Annotated in this window: 19 protein-coding genes; 11 read left to right on the forward strand and 8 right to left on the reverse strand. The window is 72.4% G+C overall.

All coding sequences use genetic code 11. The features are described from left to right. Positions 1-23 precede the first annotated feature (23 nt). Complete coding sequence (locus tag ACZ6A9_RS12990; protein ID WP_468983684.1) at positions 24-1,022, forward strand: DUF4349 domain-containing protein; 999 nt, start codon at positions 24-26, stop codon at positions 1,020-1,022. A gap of 44 nt (positions 1,023-1,066) precedes the next feature. Next, a complete protein-coding gene (locus tag ACZ6A9_RS12995; protein WP_468983686.1) occupies positions 1,067-2,464 on the forward strand; it encodes an FAD-dependent oxidoreductase in 1,398 nt (465 codons plus the stop codon). Positions 2,465-2,565: 101 nt separating this feature from the next. On the opposite strand, the gene ACZ6A9_RS13000 is transcribed toward ACZ6A9_RS12995, so the two are convergent. Then, the gene (locus ACZ6A9_RS13000; protein ID WP_468983688.1) at positions 2,566-2,886 is read right to left on the reverse strand and encodes a hypothetical protein; all 321 of its coding nucleotides are present in this window, start codon (positions 2,884-2,886) and stop codon (positions 2,566-2,568) included. 132 nt (positions 2,887-3,018) lie between these two features. On the opposite strand from ACZ6A9_RS13000, the gene ACZ6A9_RS13005 reads away from it, so the two are divergent. Continuing rightward, positions 3,019-3,840: a rhomboid family intramembrane serine protease gene (locus ACZ6A9_RS13005; protein WP_468984587.1), complete on the forward strand. Its 822-nt coding sequence runs from the start codon at positions 3,019-3,021 to the stop codon at positions 3,838-3,840. A gap of 74 nt (positions 3,841-3,914) precedes the next feature. Here ACZ6A9_RS13005 and ACZ6A9_RS13010 read toward each other — a convergent pair whose 3' ends face one another. Then, positions 3,915-5,933 (reverse strand): SpoIIE family protein phosphatase, encoded by a 2,019-nt coding sequence (locus ACZ6A9_RS13010; protein ID WP_468983690.1) that lies wholly within the window; start codon positions 5,931-5,933, stop codon positions 3,915-3,917. 103 nt (positions 5,934-6,036) lie between these two features. Continuing rightward, positions 6,037-7,131 (reverse strand): uroporphyrinogen decarboxylase, encoded by a 1,095-nt coding sequence (hemE, locus tag ACZ6A9_RS13015; protein WP_468983693.1) that lies wholly within the window; start codon positions 7,129-7,131, stop codon positions 6,037-6,039. 145 nt (positions 7,132-7,276) lie between these two features. On the opposite strand from hemE, the gene ACZ6A9_RS13020 reads away from it, so the two are divergent. From ACZ6A9_RS13020 to ACZ6A9_RS13030, 3 genes are all read left to right on the forward strand, one after another. Beyond that, a complete protein-coding gene (locus tag ACZ6A9_RS13020) occupies positions 7,277-7,951 on the forward strand; it encodes a DUF3000 domain-containing protein (RefSeq protein WP_468983696.1) in 675 nt (224 codons plus the stop codon). A gap of 266 nt (positions 7,952-8,217) precedes the next feature. Then, a complete protein-coding gene (locus ACZ6A9_RS13025; RefSeq protein ID WP_030212648.1) occupies positions 8,218-8,880 on the forward strand; it encodes a helix-turn-helix transcriptional regulator in 663 nt (220 codons plus the stop codon). A gap of 231 nt (positions 8,881-9,111) precedes the next feature. Next, positions 9,112-10,392 (forward strand): ribonuclease D, encoded by a 1,281-nt coding sequence (locus tag ACZ6A9_RS13030; protein WP_468983699.1) that lies wholly within the window; start codon positions 9,112-9,114, stop codon positions 10,390-10,392. Between the two features lie 57 nt (positions 10,393-10,449). Here the strand turns inward: ACZ6A9_RS13030 and ACZ6A9_RS13035 are convergent, their stop codons facing one another. The 3 genes from ACZ6A9_RS13035 to ACZ6A9_RS13045 are packed head-to-tail and all read right to left on the reverse strand — an operon-like array spanning position 10,450 to position 13,552. Continuing rightward, the gene (locus tag ACZ6A9_RS13035; RefSeq protein ID WP_468983702.1) at positions 10,450-11,280 is read right to left on the reverse strand and encodes a carbohydrate ABC transporter permease; all 831 of its coding nucleotides are present in this window, start codon (positions 11,278-11,280) and stop codon (positions 10,450-10,452) included. Next, positions 11,277-12,230 carry a carbohydrate ABC transporter permease gene (locus ACZ6A9_RS13040; protein ID WP_468983705.1) on the reverse strand — a complete coding sequence of 318 codons (954 nt, stop codon included), beginning with the start codon at positions 12,228-12,230 and terminating at the stop codon, positions 11,277-11,279. Before ACZ6A9_RS13040 ends, ACZ6A9_RS13035 begins: the two co-directional genes overlap by 4 nt. Then, positions 12,230-13,552 carry an ABC transporter substrate-binding protein gene (locus ACZ6A9_RS13045; RefSeq protein WP_468983707.1) on the reverse strand — a complete coding sequence of 441 codons (1,323 nt, stop codon included), beginning with the start codon at positions 13,550-13,552 and terminating at the stop codon, positions 12,230-12,232. Before ACZ6A9_RS13045 ends, ACZ6A9_RS13040 begins: the two co-directional genes overlap by 1 nt. A 147-nt stretch (positions 13,553-13,699) precedes the next feature. Here ACZ6A9_RS13045 and ACZ6A9_RS13050 point away from each other — a divergent pair, with 147 nt between their 5' ends. From ACZ6A9_RS13050 to ACZ6A9_RS13065, 4 genes are all read left to right on the forward strand, one after another. After that, a complete protein-coding gene (locus tag ACZ6A9_RS13050) occupies positions 13,700-16,081 on the forward strand; it encodes a glycoside hydrolase family 2 protein (RefSeq protein WP_468983710.1) in 2,382 nt (793 codons plus the stop codon). Next, positions 16,078-17,112 carry a LacI family DNA-binding transcriptional regulator gene (locus ACZ6A9_RS13055; protein ID WP_468983712.1) on the forward strand — a complete coding sequence of 345 codons (1,035 nt, stop codon included), beginning with the start codon at positions 16,078-16,080 and terminating at the stop codon, positions 17,110-17,112. Before ACZ6A9_RS13050 ends, ACZ6A9_RS13055 begins: the two co-directional genes overlap by 4 nt. A 129-nt stretch (positions 17,113-17,241) precedes the next feature. Further along, positions 17,242-18,459, forward strand: a complete 1,218-nt coding sequence (locus ACZ6A9_RS13060) for a thiolase family protein (protein WP_468983715.1) — start codon at positions 17,242-17,244, stop codon at positions 18,457-18,459. After that, positions 18,456-20,585 carry a 3-hydroxyacyl-CoA dehydrogenase NAD-binding domain-containing protein gene (locus ACZ6A9_RS13065; protein WP_468983718.1) on the forward strand — a complete coding sequence of 710 codons (2,130 nt, stop codon included), beginning with the start codon at positions 18,456-18,458 and terminating at the stop codon, positions 20,583-20,585. Before ACZ6A9_RS13060 ends, ACZ6A9_RS13065 begins: the two co-directional genes overlap by 4 nt. Positions 20,586-20,640: 55 nt before the next feature. On the opposite strand, the gene ACZ6A9_RS13070 is transcribed toward ACZ6A9_RS13065, so the two are convergent. Both ACZ6A9_RS13070 and ACZ6A9_RS13075 read right to left on the reverse strand, forming a co-directional pair. Then, positions 20,641-20,793, reverse strand: a complete 153-nt coding sequence (locus ACZ6A9_RS13070; RefSeq protein WP_468983721.1) for a hypothetical protein — start codon at positions 20,791-20,793, stop codon at positions 20,641-20,643. Between the two features lie 11 nt (positions 20,794-20,804). After that, positions 20,805-21,491 (reverse strand): hyaluronoglucosaminidase, encoded by a 687-nt coding sequence (locus ACZ6A9_RS13075; RefSeq protein WP_468983724.1) that lies wholly within the window; start codon positions 21,489-21,491, stop codon positions 20,805-20,807. Between the two features lie 353 nt (positions 21,492-21,844). Between ACZ6A9_RS13075 and ACZ6A9_RS13080 the strand changes: the two genes are divergently transcribed. Next, complete coding sequence (locus ACZ6A9_RS13080; RefSeq protein ID WP_468983727.1) at positions 21,845-22,216, forward strand: PIN domain-containing protein; 372 nt, start codon at positions 21,845-21,847, stop codon at positions 22,214-22,216. Positions 22,217-22,743 lie beyond the last annotated feature (527 nt).

The following is a 22,743-nucleotide window of genomic DNA, read 5'->3' on the forward strand; positions in this document are numbered from 1 at the left end:
TCACGATGCAGGGGGAGTCCCACATGCGCACACGACGATCCGTACGACCCGCACCGGCACTGGCCGGGGTCCTGCTGGCGGCGGCCCTCACGGTCACCGGGTGCAGTGGCGCGGGCGGCGACTCGGGCGGTTCCCTGGCCGACGACAAGGCCGCCGTGGCGCCGGGGCAGGAGGGCGCGCGGGACGAGGCCGCACGGGACGGCGGCGCCCGGCAGGGGGCCCCGGGCGGCTCGGCGGACGGTGCCCCGGCGGCCACGCCGAAGGTCACCGCCGACCACGTCGTCCGCACCGCCTCGCTGACCGTGCGGGTGAAGGACGTGCCCAAGGCGCTCGAGGAGGCCCGTACGGCGGCGGAGAACGCGGGCGGCTACGTCGGTGACGAGACCACCCGCCGGGACGCGGAGGGCCACGAGCACACGCGTGTGGTGCTGCGCGTGCCCGTCGCCGGGTACGCGGAGGTCCTCGCCGGTCTCGAGGGCGCGGGCGAGCTCGTCGAGCGCCGCGCGAAGGCGGAGGACGTCACCGACCAGGTGGTCGACGTGGACAGCCGCGTCGCGTCGCAGCGGGCCAGCGTGGCCCGGGTCCGCGAGCTGATGGACCGGGCGACGAAGCTCGGCGACGTGGTCACCCTGGAAGGTGAACTGAGCACACGTCAGGCCGATCTGGAGTCCCTGCTGGCCCAGCAGACGTCCCTGAGGGACCGTACGAGCCTGGCGACGATCACGCTGTCCCTGTCCGGGGCGCCCGCGGATCCGGGCGGGAAGGACGACGGCGGTCCCGGCTTCGTGGACGCCCTCGCGGGAGGCTGGGACGCGTTCGTGACCGTGCTGCGCTGGCTGACGGTGGCGATCGGCGCGGTCCTGCCGTTCGCGGCGCTGGCGGCGCTGCTGGTCCTGCTGTGGGTGAAGGCCCTGCGGCCGCTGCTGCGGCGACGCCGGCGGGCCGGGGACGTGGCCCCGGCCACGGCTCCGGTTCCGGCTCCGGCCTGGCCGGGCGGCGGGCAGGAGAACCGGACGACCTGAAGGGTCCCGGGCTCCCCGGCGCCCCCGCGCCGTAGCGTGTCCGCATGGACAAGAGCGATGCGCGTGGTGCGAGGGAACGTCTCGTCGTGATCGGCGGTGACGCCGCGGGGATGTCCGCGGCGTCACAGGCCCGCCGTCTGAAGGGGCCGGACGAGCTGGAGATCGTGGCGTTCGAACGCGGCCGCTTCACCTCGTTCTCGGCGTGCGGCATCCCCTACTGGGTGAGCGGGGACGTCCCCGACCGGGACCGGCTGATCGCCCGCACCGCCTCGGAACACCGCGCCCGGGACATCGATCTGCGGCTGCGCACCGAGGTCACGGAGATCGACACCGACCGTGGGCGGGTGCGCGCGCGTGACCTGGACTCCGGCGCCGAGTCCTGGACGTCGTACGACAAACTGGTGATCGCCACCGGTGCGCGGCCGATCCGTCCGGAGCTCCCCGGCATGGACGCCCCCGGGGTGCACGGGGTACAGACCCTGGACGACGGGCAGGCCCTGCTGGACACACTGCACCGTACGCGCGGCCGCCGCGCGGTGGTGGTCGGCGCGGGGTACATCGGCGTGGAGATGGCCGAGGCGATGATCAAACGCGGCTACGAGGTGACGGTCGTCAACCGCGGCAAGGAGCCCATGGCCACCCTCGACCCCGACATGGGCCGCCTGGTGCACCGGGCCATGGAGGGCATGGGCATCACCATGGTCAACGACGCCGAGGTCACGAAGCTGCTGACCGGGGACGACGGCCGGGTCCGCGCGGTCGCCACGCAGAGCGCCGAGTATCCGGCCGACGTCGTCGTCCTCGGCATCGGCGTGCGGCCGGAGACGGCCCTCGCGCGGGCGGCCGGGCTCCCCCTGGGAAACTCCGGCGGGCTCCTCACCGACCGGTCGATGCGGGTGCGCGGGCACGAGGACATCTGGGCGGGCGGCGACTGCGTGGAGGTCCTCGACCTGGTCTCCGGGCAGCAGCGGCACATCCCGCTGGGCACCCACGCCAACAAGCACGGGCAGATCATCGGCGCGGGCGCCGGCGGGGGCTACGCCACCTTCCCGGGCGTGGTCGGCACCGCCGTCAGCAAGGTGTGCGACCTGGAGATCGCGCGCACGGGACTGCGGGAGAAGGACGCCCGCCGCGTGGGGCTGCGGTTCGAGTCCGTCACCGTCGAGTCGACCAGCCGCGCCGGCTACTACCCGAACGCCTCGCCCATGACGGTGAAGATGCTCGCCGAACTGCGCACGGGCCGTCTCCTCGGCGTGCAGATCGTCGGCCGGGAGGGCGCGGGCAAGCGGGTCGACATCGCGGCGGTCGCCCTCACGGCCGGCATGACGGTGGACCAGATGACCGCCCTCGACCTGGGCTACGCCCCACCCTTCTCCCCGGTCTGGGACCCGGTCCTGGTGGCGGCCCGCAAGGCGTCGGCGAAGATCAGGGAAGTCGTGTAGGGGGCCGTGCGGCGCCCCTGTCGAGGGGCGCCGGGAACGGCGCGACCAGCCACGACGGACCGGCACCACGCACCGCACCCGCCGTCCCCTGCGGCGCCCCCTCACCCCGTTCCGTTGATCCTCTCGATCGCCTGCCGCGCCTGCTCCGCCGGAGGGCGTGACGGCAGCGAGGACACCGAGGCGCTCGACGGCACGGGCGGCGGCTGCTCCCCCGCCGGCTTCGCGTGCGCGGCCGCCCGCGCGGAACGCAGCCGGTGGCTCACCGCCTCGTCCAGCGTCACCGGCCGCCGCATCTGCGAGGCGAGCCGCCCCGCCTCCTGGCCGAGCCGGGCGACGTCCTCCCAGGGGAGGCGCACCACCAGCGTCAGCTCGGCCTCGCCGTCGGGCAGCGCGTGCATCGCGGGACTCACTCGGTCGTTCATCGCCACTTCCCTCACGTCGGCCCCGCGGCGCCTTCCCCGCGCCGCGGACGTCGACGAGTGGTACGCGCACCCGTGCGGCCGCGTTCAGCGGAGCCGCGGATTCACCCACCCGCCTCCGGGCACATGGGGAACGTGGTCATCCCCGTGCACGACGTGAACCCGGCGCGACGCACCCCGTGGGTGACGTACGCGCTGATCGCCGCCAACTTCGTCGTCTTCCTGGCCTTCACACCCGGTGTCGTCGACACCCTCACCGGCGGCAGCAGTCTGGCCGACCTCTGCCGGCTCCAGGCCTTCCTGGAACGCTACGCGGCGGTCCCGCAGGAGCTGATCCACCACCGGATGCCGAGCCTGGTGCCCACGGGCGGCACGGGCGTGGGCCCCCAGGGGCCGGGATGCGTGGTGGACCGGCCCGGCTACGACAAGTCGCCCGAGCTGAGCGTCCTCACGGCGATGTTCCTGCACGGCGGCTGGCTGCACCTGCTGGGCAACATGCTGTTCCTGTGGATCTTCGGCAACAACGTCGAGGACCGCATGGGACACGTGCGGTACCTGCTGTTCTACGTGGTCTGCGGCTACGCGGCCTCCTACGGCTTCGCCCTCCTCAACGCCGGCTCGGGCGACCCCCTGATCGGCGCGTCCGGAGCTGTCGCCGGGGTCCTGGGCGCCTACCTGGTGCTCTATCCGAAGGCCCGCGTCTGGGTCCTCGTCCCCTTCCTGATCTTCCTGCCCCTGCGGCTGCCCGCCTGGCTCGTCCTCGGCTCCTGGTTCGTACTGCAGGCGTTCTACTCCGCCGGCCAAGGGGTGTCCCAAGCGGGCACCGTCGCCTACGTGGCCCATGTGGTCGGGTTCGTCCTCGGCATGCTCCTGGCCCGGCCGCTCAAACCCGGCACTCCCCCACCACCGGATCCCCACGGCGTCCGCTTCGGCCGGCAGGCCCGGCGGACCTGGTAGGGGCGGGCGCCGGCCAGCGCGGGGCGCGGACCATCACCGTGAGGACGGGCGCGGCCGGATCGGCCCGCCGTGCCTCAGGGAGGGCCGGGCACGCGCAGGGCGATCAGGGCGACGTCGTCGTCGTTGTCGACGGTCAGCTGGTCGGTGAGGAGGGTGTCGCAGAAGGACTCCAGCGGGCGGTTGACGGCCTCGGCGGCGTGGTGGCGCAGGCGCTCCAGGCCGGCGGTGAGGTCCTCGTCACGGCGTTCCACGAGGCCGTCGGTGTAGAGGAGCAGGGTCGAGCCGGGTTCGAGTGTCTGCAAGGCGCTCTCGTACTCGGGGTGGGGGACGAGGCCGAGCATCGGGGAGTGGCCGGCGGTGAGGAAGCGTGCGGTGCCGTCCGCACCGACCAGCAGAGGCGGCGGGTGGCCCGCGACGGAGTAGTGGAGGCGGAAGCGGCCGGGGTCCCGGCGTTCGACGCGGGCCAGGACGCAGGTGGCGGTGCATTCGGCGTAGAGGGTCTGCACGGCGACGTCCAGCCGGCGCAGGATCGTGCCGGTCGGTTCCTGACGGTCCAGGGTGAGGCCGCGGAGCATGTTGCGCAGCTGGCTCATCGTGACGGCGGCGGGCAGGTCGTGGCCGGCGACGTCGCCGATGGTGAGGACGGTGGCGCCGTCGCGCAGCTCGAAGGCGTCGTACCAGTCGCCGCCGACCTCGGCGGCCGCGGTGCTGGGCCGGTAGCGGACGGCGATGTCGAGGCCGGGCACATCGGGCGGGTCGGTGAGCAGGCTGCGCTGGAGGGCCATGGCCACCTGCCGGGTGCGCTGGTACTCCATGGCGTTGCGCAGGGGGGTGTGCGCCTGTTCCAGGAGGGTGCGCAGCAGACTGATCTCGGCCTGGCCGAGGGGCGGGCGTTCGCCGCTCGCGGAAGCGGTGACCAGGGCGGCCGTGACGCCGTCGACGACGACGGGGAGCAGGACGACGCTGTTGGCGCCGGGGGGCAGCCACGGTGCGGTGCCGGGCGGGGAGAGGTCCGGTGGGGGCTCACCGGGCGGGAAGACGGCGTGCACGGGATCGCGTCCGTCGGCGGCGCGGGCGAGCGGACTGCCGGGGTCGAGGTGCTCGTCCTGGTGCGGGGGCAGGTCCGGCAGTCCGGGGCGGCTGACGGCGGCGACCCGTTCGGCGGTGAGCGGCGTGCCCGGCGGGCGGTGCAGGGCGTGCGGCAGGAGGTGGACGGTGCAGTGGTCGGCGATGTCGGGCACGATCACTTCGGAGAGGGCGGCGAGCATGTCGTCCAGCCGTGCGATGCCGGCGGTGGCGGCGGTGGCCCGCGCCAGCAGCTCCTCACGGCGGGTCTCCTGCCACTCCTGCTCGACGTCCGTGCAGGTGCCCACCCATTCGATCACCGTGTCGCCGTCCCGTACCGGCGCGGCGTGGACGGCGAAGTGCCGGTAGCCGCCGATGGCCAGCCGCAGCCGGTAGGTGTGGGCCCAGCGCGGCGTCGGTCCGGTCAGTGCCCGGTGCCACGATTCCACGGCGGCGGCACGGTCGTCGGGATGGAGCGCGTCGATCCAGCCGTCGCCGCGGAACTCCTCCCAGCTCTGCCCGGTCACCCGCTCCCAGCCGGGGCTCGGCTCGGTCACCCCGCCCTTGGGGCCGGTCACCCACACGATCTGGGACCCGGCTTTCACCAGGCTGCGGTAGCGCTGCAGCGCGCGGCGGCGCTCCTCGGACAGGACGCGGATCCGCTCCGCCGCGGTCACCTGCTCGGTGACCTCCGCGAGCACGCCGAGCACGCCCTGCCGGCCGTCGCTCATCGTGGCGCGGGAGATGCTGAACGAGAAGTAGCGCCGTCCCCTGGCCGCCGTGTGCGGGTAGGCCAGGTCGATGGGCACGGCCGTGAGCACTTCGGCCTCGCCGGTGGCGAGGACCCGGTCGAACATGTCGAAGTAGCCGGACTGGGCGAGGTCGGGGAAGGCTTCGCGCACGGTCCGGCCCAGCGGACGGTCGCCGAAGGTCCGCCGGTACACGGCGTTGGTGTACGCGAGCCGGTGGTCCGGCCCCTGGGTGACCACGACGCCGATGGGGGCCGGGTCGAACATCTCGAGCCTCATGGTGCCTCCACCTGCCCGGCCCCGGGAGCGGGTGGTGGGCAGCGTAGAGGCCCAGTACCCCGGCCCCCGGGGTCCGACGCGCGTGCGCCGCGCACGCGGTGGGTCAGCGCGCGGTCTGCGTGTGGACGTACTCCACGAGGCGGGTCAGGGCGTCCGCGTCGGTGTCCGGCATGACGCCGTGGCCGAGGTTGAAGATGTGGCCCTCCAGGCCCGCGGCCGAGTCCAGCACCTCGCGCGCCTTGGTCTCGACGGCTTCACGGCCGGCGAAGAGGACGGTCGGGTCGAGGTTGCCCTGGAGCGCCTTGCCGGGGCCGACACGGCGGGCCGCCTCGTCCATCGGGACGCGCCAGTCGACGCCGACGACGTCCGCGCCGGCCTCGCCCATGAGGCCGAGCAGTTCGCCGGTGCCGACACCGAAGTGGATGCGCGGCACGCCGTAGCCGGCCACCGCGTCGAACACCTTCGCGGAGGCGGACAGCACGGAGCGCCGGTAGTCGGCGGGGGCGAGCGCGCCGGCCCAGGAGTCGAAGAGCTGGACGGCCGAGGCGCCGGCCTCGATCTGCACCCTGAGGAACGCGGAGGTGATGTCGGCGAGGCGGTCGAGCAGGTCGGCCCAGAGCTCCGGGTCGCCGTACATCATCGCCTTGGCGTTCTCGTACGTGCGGGAGGGGCCGCCCTCGACGAGGTAGCTGGCGAGGGTGAACGGGGCGCCGGCGAAACCGATCAGCGGGGTGGGGCCGAGTTCGCGGGTCAGCATCCCGATGGCCTCGGTGACGTAGGAGACGTCCTCGGGGGTGAGGTCGCGCAGCCGGGCGAGGTCGGCGCGGGTGCGGACCGGCTGCTCGACGACCGGGCCGATGCCGGGCTTGATGTCGAGGTCGATGCCGATGGCCTTGAGGGGGACGACGATGTCGCTGAAGTAGATCGCCGCGTCGACGCGGTGGCGGCGCACCGGCTGCAGCGTGATCTCGGTGACCAGTTCGGGGCGCATGCAGGAGTCGAGCATCCCGATGCCCTCGCGCACCTTGCGGTACTCCGGCAGTGAGCGCCCCGCCTGCCGCATGAACCACACCGGCGTGTGCGGCACCGGCTCGCGGCGGCATGCCTTGAGGAAGGCTGAATCCTTGACCGCGTCGTTCTTGACCCCGTCGGGGGTCGCTGTCGGCGTCTGGCCCGTCGGGCTTGCGTTGGCACTCACACCGGCCAGTCTCGCACGACCGGTCCGGCCTGCCGGACCCGAGGTCGTCCGCTACACGGTACGCGCGGGACGGGATCCGGACACCCCCGGGTGGCGCGGGTGTCCCTCCCTGCGCCGGGGGCCCGTTCCGTTTAGCCTTCCCCGCATGGCTGCGGCTCAGGGACGACTGTCGGACGGCGCTGGCGGAATGGACGAACCGAAGGAGGCCGAGGGGAATCTCGGACACGGAGGGGCGCCTCCGCCGCCCTTCCGGGCCGCTGTCGACGCGCTGCGGGGCACGCGGCTGCGGCCGCAGATCGAGGTCGATCCCGCCCCCGCGCCGAAGCGGCTGGCTCCGTACGCGTACGCGCTGGAGGCCGCGGTCGTCGACGGCGAGGAGGACTTGGCCGACGGGCGGCTGGTGCTGCTGCACGACCCGGCCGGGCACGACGCCTGGCGGGGCGCCTTCCGCCTGGTGACGCTGGTGCGGGCGGAGCTGGAGCCGGAGATGGCGGCGGATCCGCTGCTGCCGGAGGTGTGCTGGTCCTGGCTGACCGGTGCGCTGTCCGCGCGGGGGCTGGCGTACGGCGAGCCGAGCGGCACGGTGACGCGGGCCAGTTCGCACTACTTCGGCGGGCTGTCGGAGCGGCCGTCCGCCTCGCAGATCGAGATCCGGGCCTCCTGGACGCCGCGGGAGGGGCTGGGCGGGGTGCCGGACACGGGCACGCACCTGGTGGCGTGGTGCGATCTGTTGGCGCAGGTCGCGGGCCTGCCGCCGGCCGCTCCCGGGGACGCGTCGGTCGTGACGCTGCCGCAGCGCCGGGGGCCGCAGTCGCGCTGAGCTTCCCCCTTCGGGCTCCAGCCAATCACCGATGACGATCTCTTTGTCGATACGGCCACATTCGGAAGCGTTGCGACGCAGACCGAAACCGTTCGATCTTCGAATGATCGACCGCGCGTCCGAATTGCCCAGATTGTTACTCACTACTTCGTGATCATTCCCTAAAGGACTCCAGGTTTGCTGCCGAAGACGACTGTGACCTTGAAAGCACGGTTCGTCCCCCATCACCCCACGAGCCGGCCCCGTCCCGCCCCCCAGGAGGCCTGGTGTCCGTTCTCCTCGAGCAGCCCGCAAGCCTGGTCGCCTACCGCCCGAACAAGCCGACCGCCATGGTGGTCGTGGCCGACCCCCGCGTGCGTTCCACCGTCACCCGCCACCTGTGGGCGCTCGGTGTACGCGACGTCATCGAGGCCTCGTCCGTCGCGGAGGCTCGTCCCCGCGTCGGCAACCCCCGCGACATCTGTGTCGCCGAAGTCCATCTGCCGGACGGCTCCGGCCTCACCCTTCTCTCCGAGACCCGCGCCGCGGGCTGGCCCAACGGCCTCGCCCTGTCCGCCGCCGACGACATCGGCGCCGTGCGCAACGCGCTGGCCGGCGGAGTGAAGGGGTACGTCGTCACCGGCACCCGCACCAACCTCGGGCTCCCCACCCGGCCCGGTGCCGCCCCGATCGGCGCCGCCGCCGCCCGGCTGCACCGCCGCCCCCCGGGTGCCCCGAGCCACCCGGGCGGCTACCGCGAACTGTCCGGCCGCGAGGTCGAGGTGCTGCGCCTGGTGGCGGAGGGCCAGTCCAACAAGGCGATCGGCGTCTCGATGGGCCTGTCCGCGCTGACCGTCAAGAGCCACCTCGCCCGCATCGCCCGCAAGCTCGGCACGGGCGACCGCGCCGGAATGGTGGCGGTGGCGCTGCGCACGGGCATCATCCACTGACCGTCCCTGACCCTCCGCCCTTCCTGTCCCCCCTGTCCCCGACCGTTCCCCGCACCAGCCCCTTCACCATCCCTTTCGAGGCCGGACGGCGCCCGTCGACGCGACACCGTCGGCGGGCGCCTTCGCGCGCGCCGCGCTCCGGCCGTCCGCCGAGGCCTGTTTTCGCTGGTCGGCGAGGACCCCCCGCGCAGAGGCAGATCAGGCGCCGGGCCGTACGGATACTCTTGACAGGTGACCGACGCCCACGACACCGCAGCAGACCGTTCACTGCGCACCACCGGAGGCGCCCCTCCGGACGACGGCGGATCTTCTGCTACGGAGGCGCCGATCCCCTTGCTCGAACCGCGCGAGGGCATCCCGCCCGTGATCGCGGACGAGGCCGCCCTCGCCGAGGTGGTCGCCGCCTTCGCCGCGGGCCGCGGCCCCGTCGCCGTCGACGCCGAGCGCGCCTCCGGCTACCGCTACGGGCAGCGCGCCTACCTCGTCCAGCTGCGCCGCGACGGCGCGGGCAGCGCGCTGATCGACCCCGTCGCCTGTCCCGACCTGTCCGGTCTGGGCGAGGCGCTGTCCGGCGTCGAATGGGTGCTGCACGCCGCCACCCAGGATCTGCCGTGCCTGCGCGAGATAGGCATGCGGCCGAGCCTCCTCTTCGACACCGAGCTGGCCGGACGGCTGGCCGGTTTCCCCCGGGTCGGGCTCGGCGCGATGGTCGAGAACGTGCTCGGCTTCGTCCTGGAGAAGGGCCACTCCGCCGTGGACTGGTCCACCCGCCCGCTGCCCGAGCCCTGGCTGCGCTACGCCGCCCTCGACGTCGAGCTGCTGGTCGACCTGCGGGACGCGCTGGAGAAGGAACTCGACCGGCAGGGCAAGCTCGACTGGGCCCGGCAGGAGTTCGACGCGATCGCCTCCGCGCCGCCGCCGGAGCCCCGCAAGGACCCGTGGCGGCGCACCTCCGGCATGCACAAGGTCCGCCGGCGCCGGCAGATGGCCGTCGTCCGCGAGCTGTGGGAGACCCGCGACCGGATCGCCCGCCGCCGGGACGTCTCCCCGGGCAAGGTGCTCTCCGACGCGGCCATCGTGGAGGCCGCGCTGGCCATGCCGGCCAGCCACCACGCCCTGGGCGCGCTGAACGGGTTCGGGCAGCGCGTGGGACGGCGCCAGCTGGAGCAGTGGCAGGCCGCCGTCGACCGGGCGAAGGCCCTGAGCGAATCCCAGCTGCCCCAGCCCGGCCAGCAGGTGACCGGTCCCCCGCCGCCGCGCGCGTGGGCGGACAAGGACCCGGAGGCCGCGGCGCGGCTGACGGCCGCGCGGGCGGGGGTGAACGCGCTCGCCGAGCGGCTGGGGATGCCGGCGGAGAACCTGATCACGCCGGACACGGTGCGCAGGGTGTGCTGGGAGCCTCCGGCGGTGGTCGGGGCGGAGTCCGTGGCGGCGGCGCTGACCGCGCTCGGGGCGCGCGCCTGGCAGGTCGAGCAGGTCACGCCCGTGCTGGTCGCGGCGCTGGCTGCTTAGTCGCCGTCCGGCGGTGGGATGGGGGCGGCCGCGCCGTGGCTTGTCGCGTGCCGGCGGCTACTTCGTCGCTCCTGTCATGAAGCCGTTGTAGATGAAGCGCTGGAGGAAGAGGAAGACGATCAAGGTGGGGAGGATGACCAGGACCGCGCCCGCCGAGATGGTCTCCCAGTGCGCTCCGAAGGGGCCCTTGAAGCGGAACAGGGACGTCGAGATCACGCCAAGATCCTCGGAGGGCATGTAAAGAAAGGGGATGTAGAAGTCGTTGTAGACGGTGATTCCCTTCACGATGACCACCGTCGCGATCGCCGGTCTGAGCAGCGGCAGGACCACCTTGCGGTAGACGGTGAAGGCGTTCGCGCCGTCCAGGCGGGCCGCCTCGTCCAGGGAGACCGGGATGGAGCGGATGAACTGCAGGAAGATGTAGATCGACACGATGTCCGTGCCCATGTAGAGCACGATCGGTGCCCACAGGCTGTCGAACATGCCGAAGCTGTTGACGATCTGGAAGGTGGCCACCTGGGTGGTCACCCCGGGGACCAGCGCGGCGAGCAGGAACAGGGCGACGACCGGCTTCCTGAGGCGGAAGCGGAAGCGGTCGATGGCGTACGCCGTCATCGAGCCGATGAGGACCGTGCCGCCGACGGCGACGACGAGGACGAGGGCCGTGTTGCCGAAGGCGGACAGCATCTGGCCGTCCCGGAACGCCGTCACGTAGTTGCCGAAGTTCAGCGGGTCGTCGGGCAGGGCCAGCGCCCCGCTGCCGTCCGCCATCTCCTTCGGGGACTTCAGCGAGGTCAGGAAGACCACGGTGAGCGGCAGCAGCACCACCAGGGTCGCCAGGAGCAGCGACAGGTACACGAGCGCGCGGGCCACGGTGCGACGGGTCATACCAGGTCCACCTTCTCGTCGGGGACGATGCGCCGCTGCACCCAGGTGACCACGAGGACGATCAGCAGCAGGACGACGGCGGCGGCGGAGGCGAGCCCCGTCTTGTTGAACTGGAAGGCCAGCTTCACCGTCTGGATCACGAAGGTCTCGGTGCCGGTGGCGCCGCCGGTCATGATGTACGGGATCTCGAAGACCGACAGCGAGCCGGAGACCGAAAGGATCACGCTGAGGCTCAGGATCGGTTTGATGCCGGGCACGATGATGTGCCGGAACTGCTGCCGGCGGCTCGCCCCGTCGATCTCGGCCGCCTCGTACAGCTCGCCCGGGATGGACTGGATGGCGCCGAGGAACAGGACGAAGTTGAGCCCCAGGTGGCGCCAGACGGAGACGCCGGCGAGTGAGGTGTTCGCGGAGAAGGGGCTGCCCAGCCAGGCGTGGTCGGTCGTGACGCCGAGGAGGTGCAGCACGGAGTCGAGGGTGCCGCCGTCCTGGAAAAAGTAGAGGAAGACGAAGCCGATAGCCACCCCGTTGATGAGGTACGGGAAGAACAGCACGCCCTTGAAGAAGTTCCGGAAGCGGACGTCGAAGCTGAGGACCGTGGCGAAGTACAGGGCGAGGGCGATCTGCACGACGGATGCCACGAGGTAGTAGCCGCTGACGAAGAAGACCTCGAACAGCTCGCTGCGGGTGAGGAGTTCGGCGTAGTTCTCGGTGCCGGTGAAGTCGAGTTCGGGGCTCACGCCGTCCCAGTCGGTGAAGCTGTACGCGATCATGTTGGCGATCGGCGCGTAGGTGAAGGTGAGCAGCAGGGCCAGCGGGGCGAGGAGGAAGAGCCAGGGGGTGAGGAGGCGTGTCAGCCGTGTGCGGCGGGGTGCGGGGGCCGGCCGGCCCGGCCCGGCGGGCGCGGCCGGGGGCACCGGCCGCGCCGCCTCGCGGGTGGTGTCGGTCATCAGGACCCCAGTGAGCCGCGCGCCTCGGTCCAGCGCTTGCCGAGGCCGGCGAGGAAGTCGTCGAGGCTTCCCTTGCGCGCGCCGCGGGCGAGGTCGACGAGTTCCTGGCGGTAGTCGGGCTTGTAGATGCCGATCTCGGACTGGTTGTCGATGGACTTCACCTCGGCGCCCTTGCTGTCGTCGAGGTCGAGGAGTGTGACGCCGGCCTCCTCGTAGGGCTCGAGGATGTCGGGCAGCGGGGCGTCCTTCAGCGGGGAGAGGGCCAGATCGGCCGCGGCGTAGCCGGACTTGTCGGTGAACCAGTCGATCCAGGCGCGGGCGGCTTCCTTGTGGTCGGAGTTGACGTTGACGGCCTGCTGGTAGTCCGGGGAGGTGACCGCGCAGAAGGCGCCGTCCTTCTGCGCGGGGAAGGGCATGAAGCCGATGTCGTCGGGGTCGGTACCGGCCTGCTTCGCGGCGTCCCGCATCTGGACGACGGCCCAGGAGCCCAGCCACATGGTGGCGATCTCGCCCTTGGCCAGCTTCGGTTTGCTGGCTTCCCAGTTGGTGGTGGTCGGGTCCTTCTCCGCGAGGCCGCCGCGCACGATGTCGTACAGCAGGGTGTCGGCCACGCGCAGGTCGGAGCCCTCGGCCCAGGGGTCGCCCTCGGCGAGTCTGCTGGTGGCCCCGGGGTCGCAGCCGACGGAGCCGTTGACGTTGGTCCAGGAGGTCAGCGGCCACATGTCCTTGAAGTTGGTGTAGTAAGGCACCGCGTCCGTCTTCGACTTGATTGCCCTCAGGGCGTCGAGGAACGCGGCGGGCGTGGTGGGCCATTCGGTGACGCCCGCCTGTTTCCAGACCTTCCTGTTGTAGAGGAAGCCGGGGACGGTGCCGATGGGGCTCTGGCCGTAGACCTTGCCGTCGACCGTGGAGTAGTCGGTGAAGCGGTATTTGGCGGCGCGCTCCTCCTTGGTGCCCAGCGACGCGAAGAACCGGGGGTAGTCCTTCTTCTCGACGACCGCGGGGATCATCAGGACGTCGCCGTAGTTCTCCGTGTTCATGCGGATCTTGACCTCGCCCTCGTAGTCGGTGAGGGCGTCGAACTCGACCTTCACCCCGGGGTGGGTCCTGCGGAACTCGGCGGCGTACTTCTTCATCGTCCCGTCCTGCACCAGGTCGGTCCGGTGGGTGAGGACCGTGATGGAGCCCTCGACCTCGGACGGGTCGTCGGGGGCCTTGGCGTCCGCGCCCCGGGAGGAGCCTCCCGTGCCCGTGCAGGCGGAGGCCAGGAGGGCGAGGAGGGCGATCGATCCGGTGAGTGTCGTGCGGCGGTTCAGGTGCATCACGGCTCCGTTCACGGGGCGGACGAGCACGGGTGGGGATGGCTGATTCGGCACTCTGGCAGCAGTCACTGAACCGGTAAAGTCTCAATTGCGCCAAGGATGCTCAAGTGACGCCGTTACTCGTCTCAACCGGTTTAGGGAGTGTGCATGCGTCAGGTCACACCGCTCACCGACGGATGGATCCTGCGACACCCGGACGGCACGGGGGACGCGCTCCCCGCCTCGGTTCCGGGGTGCGTGCACACCGATCTGCTGGCGGCCGGTCTGATCCCTGATCCCTTCCTCGGGCGGAACGAGGCGGAGGTGGCGTGGGTGGGCCGGCGGGACTGGACGTACGAGACGGAACTGCGCGCCGGGCCGGGCGCGTACGAGCAGACGGACCTCGTCTTCGACGGGCTCGACACCGTCGCCGAGATCCTGCTCGACGGCCGGCCGCTGGGCCGGGTGCGGAACATGCACCGCTCGTACCGCTTCGACGTGACCGGGCTGAACGGGCGGCTCTCCGTGCGGTTCGCCTCGGCCTACGCGGAGGCCGAAGCCGTGCGCGGCCGGATCGGTGAGCGGCCCGGCGCGTACGCCGAGCCGTACCAGTACCTGCGCAAGATGGCCTGCTCGTTCGGCTGGGACTGGGGGCCGACGCTGGTGACGGCGGGGATCTGGCGGCCGGTGCGGCTGGAGCGGTGGTCGACGGCCCGGATCGCCCGGGTGCGCCCGCTGGTCACCGTCGAGGACGGCACGGGTCAGGTCGAGTTGACGGTGGACGTGGAGCGTTCCCGGGTCGAGGCACCGCTCGCCGTGGAGGCGACCGTCGGCGGCCTGGGCGCCCGCGCCGAGGTGGACGGGACGACGGGGACCGTACGGCTGCGGATCCCGGGCGCGCGGCTGTGGTGGCCCCGGGGGTACGGCGACCAGCCCTTGTACGACGTGGAGTTGACGTTGCTGCACGGCGAGGAGGCGCTTGACTCGTGGCGGCGGCGGATCGGGTTCCGGACGGTGGAGCTGGACACCTCGCCCGACGCGCACGGCACCGGGTTCACCCTCGTCGTCAACGGCGAGCGGCTGTTCGCGCGGGGCGTCAACTGGATCCCGGACGACGTCTTCCCGTCCCGGATCACCCGGGACCGCTACCGGCGGCGGCTGGAGCAGGCGGCCGGCGCGGGCGCGGACCTGGTGCGCGTGTGGGGCGGCGGGATCTACGAGAGCGAGGACTTCTACGACGTCTGCGACGAGTTGGGGCTGCTGGTCTGGCAGGACTTCCCGTTCGCCTGTGCCGCCTACCCCGAGGAGCAGCCGCTGCGCGGGGAGGTGGAGGCGGAGGCCCGGGAGAACGTCGTACGGCTGATGCCGCACCCCTCACTGGTGCTGTGGAACGGCAACAACGAGAACCTGTGGGGCTTCCGGGACTGGGAGTGGGAGCCCCAGCTGGCCGGGGACTCCTGGGGCGAGGGGTACTACCTGGGTCTCCTGCCGCGGGTGGTGGCCGAGTTGGACCCGACGCGGCCCTACACGGCGGGCAGCCCGTGGTCGGGTTCCTGGCGGCACCACCCGAACGACCCCGCGCACGGCACGCACCACTCCTGGGAGGTGTGGAACCGCACCGACTACGCCGACTACCGGCTCGACGTGCCGCGCTTCGTCGCCGAGTTCGGCTGGCAGGCACCGCCCGCGCACGCCACGCTGCGGCGGGCCCTGCCCGGGGAGGAACTCGCCCCGGACTCCCCCGGCATGCTGCACCACCAGAAGGCGGACGACGGCAACGGCAAGCTCGAGCGCGGGCTGGCCTCGCACTTCGCCGTGCCGGAGGGCGACTTCGACCGCTGGCACTATCTGACCCAGGTCAACCAGGCGCGCGCCGTCGCCGCCGGCATCGAGCACTGGCGCGCGCACTGGCCGGTGTGCGCGGGCACGGTGATGTGGCAGCTCAACGACTGCTGGCCGGTGACCTCATGGGCGGCGATCGACGGGGACGGGCGGGAGAAGCCGCTCTACCACGAGCTGCGGCGGCTGTACGCGGACCGGCTGCTGACGGTGCGGGCCGACGGGGACGGGCTCGTGGTGGCGGCGGTCAACCAGGCCGCCGGGGACTGGCGGGGCACGCTGCGGCTGCGGCGGATGTCCGTGGACGGCACGCTGCTCGGGGAGGCGCGTCTCGCGCTGGCCGCGCCGGGGCGGACCGTCGGCCAGGCCGAGGTCCCGGGTGAGCTGGTGCCGGCCGGGCCCGGGGAGTTCCTGGCCGCCGACGCGGGAGGACTGCGGGCGCTGCGCTTCCCGGCGGCGGACCGGGACATCCCGTACCCGCGCCCCGAGTTCGAGGTCGCCGTGGTGCCGGAGGGGATCACGGTCACGGCCCGCACCCTCGTGCGGGACCTGCTGCTCCAGGCGGACCGGCTGGATCCGGGCGCGACGGCCGACCGGGGGCTGGTGACGCTGCTCCCCGGGGAAGAGGTGACCATCGGGGTGCGGGGCTGGAAGACTCCGGACCCAAAGACCGCCCGCTCGGCCCTGTACTGCGTGGAGCCCACTCGATGACGGCAACGCCGACCCCTCGCGTCACCATCAAGGACGTCGCCGCGCGCGCCGGTGTGTCCAAGGGAGCCGTGTCCCTCGCCTTCAACCGCAAGCCCGGCCTGTCGGAGGCGACCCGCGACCGGATCTTCGCGGCGGCGCGCGAGCTGGGCTGGTCGCCCAGCCTGACCGCCCGCACGCTCGCCGGGTCCCGGGTGGACGTGGTGGGTCTCGCGGTGTGCCGGCCCGCCCGGCTGCTCGGCCTGGAGCCGTTCTACATGGAGTTCATCTCCGGCGTGGAGAGCGTCCTCGTGGAGCGGTCCTGCTCGCTGCTGCTGCGGCTGGTGCGCAGCCCGGACGAGGAGACCGGGCTGCTGGAGTCGTGGTGGAGGGGACGGCAGATCGGCGGGTCGATCCTGGTGGACTTCCGGGCCGACGACCCGCGTCCGGCGGTGGCCGGGAGGCTGGGGGTGCCGGTGGTCGCGGTCGGGCATCCGTCGCTGACGGGCGGGCTGACGTCCGTGTGGACCGACGACGCCACGGCCGTGCGGGAGGCGGTGCGGTATCTGGCGGCGCTCGGGCACCGGCGGATCGCCCGGGTGGGCGGGGCGGCGGCGCTCGGGCACACGTCCATCCGTACGACGGCGTTCGAGGAGGCGGTGCGGGGGCTGGAGCCGGCGGCGCGGGCGTGGCAGGTGGCGACGGACTTCTCCGGGGACGCGGGGGCGCGGGCCACGCGCTCGCTGCTGGCGGCCGCGCCCGGCGAGCGGCCGACGGCGATCGTGTACGACAACGACATCATGGCGGTGGCGGGGTTGTCGGTGGTGGCGGAGATGGGGTTGCGGGTGCCGGGCGACGTGTCGCTGCTGGCGTGGGACGACTCGCAGTTGTGCCGGTTGACGCATCCGACGTTGTCGGCGATGAGCCATGATGTGCATGGTTTTGGTGCGGAGGTGGCGCGGACGCTGTTCGGTGTGATCTCCGGGGAGGGGCCGGGGTCGCATCCGGTGCCGACCCCGGTGCTGACCCCGAGGGGGTCCACGGCGCCCCCGTGACGGGTTTCCCGCACGACCGGACGTGTGATGTTCGCCGCTCCAGGCGGCGGGGGTGGGCAGTCACGTTACCCGCAAGTAGCATGGGCCGTAAGCAAGCGCTCAGCATCCCGTACCTGGAGGAGAGCCATCGTGCCTCGTACCGTCAGGGACGTCGTCTTCGTCGACGGCGTCCGCACCCCGTTCGGCAAGGCGGGCCCGAAGGGCATCTACCACGAGACCCGCGCCGACGACCTCGTCGTGAAGGCGATCCGGGAGCTGCTGCGCCGCAACCCCGGTCTCGACCCGAAGAAGATCGACGAGGTCGCCGTCGCCGCGACCACGCAGATCGGCGACCAGGGCCTGACCATCGGCCGCACGGCCGGCATCCTCGCGGGTCTGCCCACCTCGGTCCCGGGCTACTCCATCGACCGCATGTGCGCCGGCGCCCTGACCGCCGTCACCACGGTGGCCGGCTCCGTCGCCTTCGGCGCGTACGACGTCGCCATCGCGGGCGGTGTCGAGCACATGGGCCGCCACCCGATGGGTGAGGGCGTCGACCCCAACCCGCGCTTCGTGTCCGAGAAGCTGGTCGACGAGTCCGCCCTGTTCATGGGCATGACCGCGGAGAACCTGCACGACCGCTACCCGACCATCACCAAGCAGCGCGCCGACGAGTACGCGGTGCGCTCGCAGGAGAAGGCGGCCAAGGCGTACGCCAACGGCAAGATCCAGGCCGACCTGGTACCGGTCTCGGTGCGCCGCACGAACGAAGAAGCGGGCGAGACGGGCTGGGGCCTGGTCACCGCCGACGAGCCGATGCGTCCGGGCACCACGCTCGAGAGCCTGGCGAACCTCAAGACCCCGTTCCGCGTACACGGCCGGGTCACCGCCGGCAACGCGGCCGGTCTGAACGACGGCGCCACCGCCTCCCTCATCGCCTCCGAGGACTTCGCCCGCGAGAACAACCTCCCGGTGAAGATGCGCCTGGTCTCCTACTCCTTCGCCGGTGTGGAGCCCGAGGTCATGGGCTACGGCCCGATCCCGGCGACGGAGAAGGCCCTCGCGCAGGCGGGCCTGTCCATCGACGACATCGGCCTGTTCGAGATCAACGAGGCCTTCGCCGTCCAGGTCCTCGCCTTCCTGGAGCACTACGGCATCGCCGACGACGACGCCCGCGTCAACCAGTACGGCGGCGCCATCGCCTTCGGCCACCCGCTCGCCTCCTCCGGCGTCCGTCTGATGACGCAGCTGGCCCGCCAGTTCGAGGAGCAGCCCGAGGTCCGTTACGGCCTCACCACCATGTGCGTCGGCTTCGGCATGGGCGCGACGGTCATCTGGGAGAACCCGCACTTCGAGGGGGACAAGTGAGCACCACCGCAGAGCTTCTGAAGGGTGCGGCCGAGCTGTTCCCCGGCGAGGTCGTCACCAGCGCGCACGTACGCCACTTCGACCTGCCGCTGGGGGCGGGCCGTTTCGCGCTGATCACCCTCGACAACGGTCACGACCACACCAAGCCGACCACCCTCGGCCCGCAGTCGCTGGCGAACATCGACGCCGCGATCGACCAGGTCGAGAAGGAGGCCGCGGACGGCGACATCGTCGGCGTCGGCGTCACCGGCAAGCCGTTCATCTTCGCCGTCGGAGCCGACCTCAAGGGCGTCGAGCTGCTGAAGCGGCACGAGGACGCGCTGGCCATCGGCAAGGGCGGCCACGACGTCTTCAAGCGGCTGTCGAAGCTGGCCGTGCCGACCTTCGCGTACTACAACGGCGCCGCCATGGGCGGTGGCGTCGAGGTCGGTCTGCACTGCTCCTACCGCACGGTGTCGGCCGCCCTCCCGGCGTTCTCGCTCCCCGAGGTCTTCCTCGGTCTCGTCCCCGGCTGGGGCGGCTGCACGCTGCTGCCGAACCTGATCGGCGCCGAGAAGGCCGTCTCGGTCATCATCGAGAACAGCCTCAACCAGAACAAGCAGCTCAAGGGCGCGCAGGTCTACGAACTCGGCATCGCGGACGCGATCTTCGAGGGCGCGGACTTCCTGGAGCAGTCGCTGATCTGGACCGCGGCCGTCCTCAAGGGCGAGATCACCATCGAGCGCCCGGCGATCGACCGCGGCGAGGCCTGGGACCAGGCCGTCGCCAAGGGCCGTTTCATCGCCGACTCCAAGGTGCACGGCGCCGCCCCGGCCGCCTACCGCGCCCTGGACATCATCGCCGCCGCCAAGAACGGTGACCTCCAGCAGGGTTACGACGCCGAGGACCAGGCCCTGGCCGACCTCATCATGGGCGGCGAACTGCGCTCCGGTATCTACGCGTTCAACCTGGTGCAGAAGCGCGGCAAGCGCCCCGCGGGCGCCCCGGACAAGTCGCTGGCCCGCCCGGTCACCAAGGTCGGTGTCGTGGGCGCCGGCCTGATGGCCTCGCAGCTCGCGCTGCTGTTCCTGCGCCGCCTCGAGGTGCCGGTCGTCCTGACCGACATCGACCAGGCGCGCGTCGACAAGGGTGTGGGCTACGTCCACGCCGAGATCGACAAGCTGCTCGGCAAGGGCCGGATCAACCAGGACAAGGCCAACCGCCTCAAGGCGCTGGTCTCCGGTGTGCTGGACAAGGCCGAGGGTTTCGCGGACGCCGACTTCATCATCGAGGCCGTCTTCGAGGAGATGGGCGTCAAGCAGCAGGTGTTCGCCGAGGTCGAGGCGGTCGCCCCGGCGCACGCGATCCTCGCCACCAACACCTCCTCGCTGTCGGTGTCGGAGATGGCGTCGAAGCTGAAGCACCCCGAGCGGGTCGTCGGTTTCCACTTCTTCAACCCGGTCGCGATCCTGCCGCTGCTGGAGATCGTCCGCGGCGAGCGGACCGACGACGCCTCGTTGGCCACGGCGTTCGGTGTCGCCAAGAAGCTGAAGAAGACCGCGGTGCTGGTCAAGGACGCCCCGGCGTTCGTCGTGAACCGCATCCTGACCCGCTTCATGGGCGAGATCCAGAACGTCATCGACGAGGGCACCCCGGTCGAGGTCGCCGAGAAGGCCGTCGAGCCGCTCGGTCTGCCGATGTCGCCGCTGGTGCTGCTGGAGCTGGTCGGTCCCGCGATCGGCCTGCACGTCTCCGAGACCCTCAACCGGGCGTTCCCGGAGCGGTTCACCGTCTCCCCGAACCTCAAGAAGGTCGTCGAGGCGGGCAAGCGGGGCTTCTACCTCTACGACAGCGGCAAGCCGGAGCTCGACCCCGAGGTCGCCGCGCTGCTCGAGCAGGGCGACACCGTCCTCACCGAGGAGCAGGTGCGGGCGCGGGTGCTGGACGCGGTGGCGCAGGAGATCGGGCTCATGCTCGACGAGGGCGTCGTCGCCGAGGCGCAGGACATCGACCTGTGCCTGATCACCGGCGCCGGCTGGCCGTTCCACCTGGGCGGCATCACGCCGTACCTGGACCGTGAGGGCGTCTCCGAGCGCGTCAACGGCAAGCGGTTCCTGGAGCCCGGCGTGGCGTCGGTGCCGGCGTAACGGCCCCACAGGGCAGGTGAGAAGGGCCTCCGCAGTGACGGCGGAGGCCCTTCTCTCACACTCCGGCGCCGTCCTGCTCCGCCGAGGCGAGCCGCGCCTTCAGTTCGGCGTTCTCCTCCTCCAGGGCGGCGATGCGCTTCCGGGCGAAGTACAGCTCCATGACGGCGTCGTGGAACTCGGACACAAGTTGCTCGGGGGTCAGCTGCATGGTCTCGTCCCTCACGCCAGCCGGGTGGGGGTGCCGTTGCCGCCCTTCCAGAACAGCTTGCCGTCCTGGGCGTAGAGGGAACCGCCGCCGGCCGCGGCGGGCGCGTTGTTCGGAACCGAGTCGACGTCCGCGAGCCGCAGCGCGCCCTCGGCGAGGATGGCCGACTGAGCGTCGGGCCCCTGAACTACGTGGAGTTGGGACTGGGGGTTGGCGCCGCGGCCAACTCCGACGCCCATCAGACCACTGCCCTTGACGACGAGGTCGTCCACACCCGGGTTGTTCCGCAGGACGATCAGGGCGCCCTTGGTGGGTCCGTCCGTGGCGGTGACGAAGATGCCCTGGGCGGCGGTGCCTTGTGTCCGGAGGTCGATCGAGAGACCGGAGGCGCCGGGGTCGGACCCGTCGGCGTAGCCGACGTGAGCGATCTTCAGGGTGCCTCGGGGCCCCTGCTCGTGACCCGTGATGTACATCGCGGACGACACCGGGTTGACCGACGTCACGTTCAGCGCGGCCCGGTCACCGGTCGTGGCCTTGTAGTTGATGGTGACCACATGCTCGGTCGGTGAGTCGCCCCAGAAGGAGGCGGGCGCGGCGTACGGCGTGTACGCACCGTCGGCGGCCGCCGCCTCCGAACCAGCCGCGACGGTCACGGCGCCCGCGGTGAAGGCTCCGAGGAACACTCTTCGTCCCACTGTCATACGTTCTCCCCGATCCCGTTTGTCATGTGACGATCTCGTGCGGTGATCATCTCTCACATCCGGCCGCGGGTCACCCCTGGCCGATGGCCGGCGACCGGGTCGGCGGCGCTGGGCCCCGGCGGTGAGCGGTGCCTCCCGGTTCACCGGGCTTGCCGGAGGTGGCCGGGCGGGCTCCGGTCCAGCGGTGCGAGCCGGGGCGGAGGTGGGGAGTGCGCCGAGACCGCCGCACCCTTCGCCGTGGGCCGCCGGGCAACGGTCGCAGCCGTCGGGGGCCGCCGGAGGAGCCGGTCGCCGCCTCACCCTGTCCCTCACCGTTCCGGGGGCGCGGTGGTGCGGCGTGGGACGCTGGCCGTATGAACGACACCGCCGCCCTGCTCGTGATCGTCGACGCCGCGAACGTCGTCGGGTCGGTGCCCGACGGGTGGTGGCGGGACCGCCGGGGCGCCGCGGAGCGCCTGCGTGACCGGCTGGCCGCGGACGGCGTACCGGACCGTCCGGGGCCGTTGGACATCGTCCTGGTCGTGGAGGGTGCGGCGCGCGGCGTGGAGCCGGTGCCGGGGGTGCGGGTGGAGTCGGCCCCGGGCAGCGGCGACGACCACATGGTCGAGCTGGCGGCCGGGGCGGGTGACCGTCCGGTCCTGGTCGTCACGGCCGACCGCGAACTGCGCCGCAGGGTGACCGCCCTGGGCGCGGAGGTCACCGGTCCGCGGTCCGTGCCCCGCTGAACCCGCGCGGCGGTCGTACGACGCACCGGGACGCGGACGCCTCCCGCCCCTCACCGCCGACCGGGACGGCGTCGCCCGGACGGCGGAGGACACGGGCGCCCACGCCGCGAGCGTCGCGGCACGAGCGGGGGGTGCGCCCCCGGTGGGCCGGGGCAGGACAGCCGACGCCTGCCCCTCGGGCCTCGGTCAGCGCCCGCCGGCCGGCGAGCCGCCGGTGGGCCGTCGTGCGGGCTGCTCCCGCGGCTGCGGCGGGCGTCCACTCCCGACGGCGGGGCACGGAGGCAGCGCGGCGCGGTGCTCGCCGTACCCGCGCGCGGCATCCCCGGTGGACCGGACAGGGCCGACGCCCACCCCCCGACCCCGCGCCGAGACGCGACGGCCCGGGCACGGGGGCGGCCCTGCGCACCGCTCCCCGTACTCGGGTGCCGCGTCCTCGGTGGGCCGGGGCGGCACCACCGACGCCGTTCCTCCGGGCCCGCCCCGGGCGGCGGGACGAAGGCGGCCCCGCGCGGCGCCCCGGCGGACGC

It is taken from the genome of Streptomyces sp. NPDC041124 (assembly GCF_055592385.1).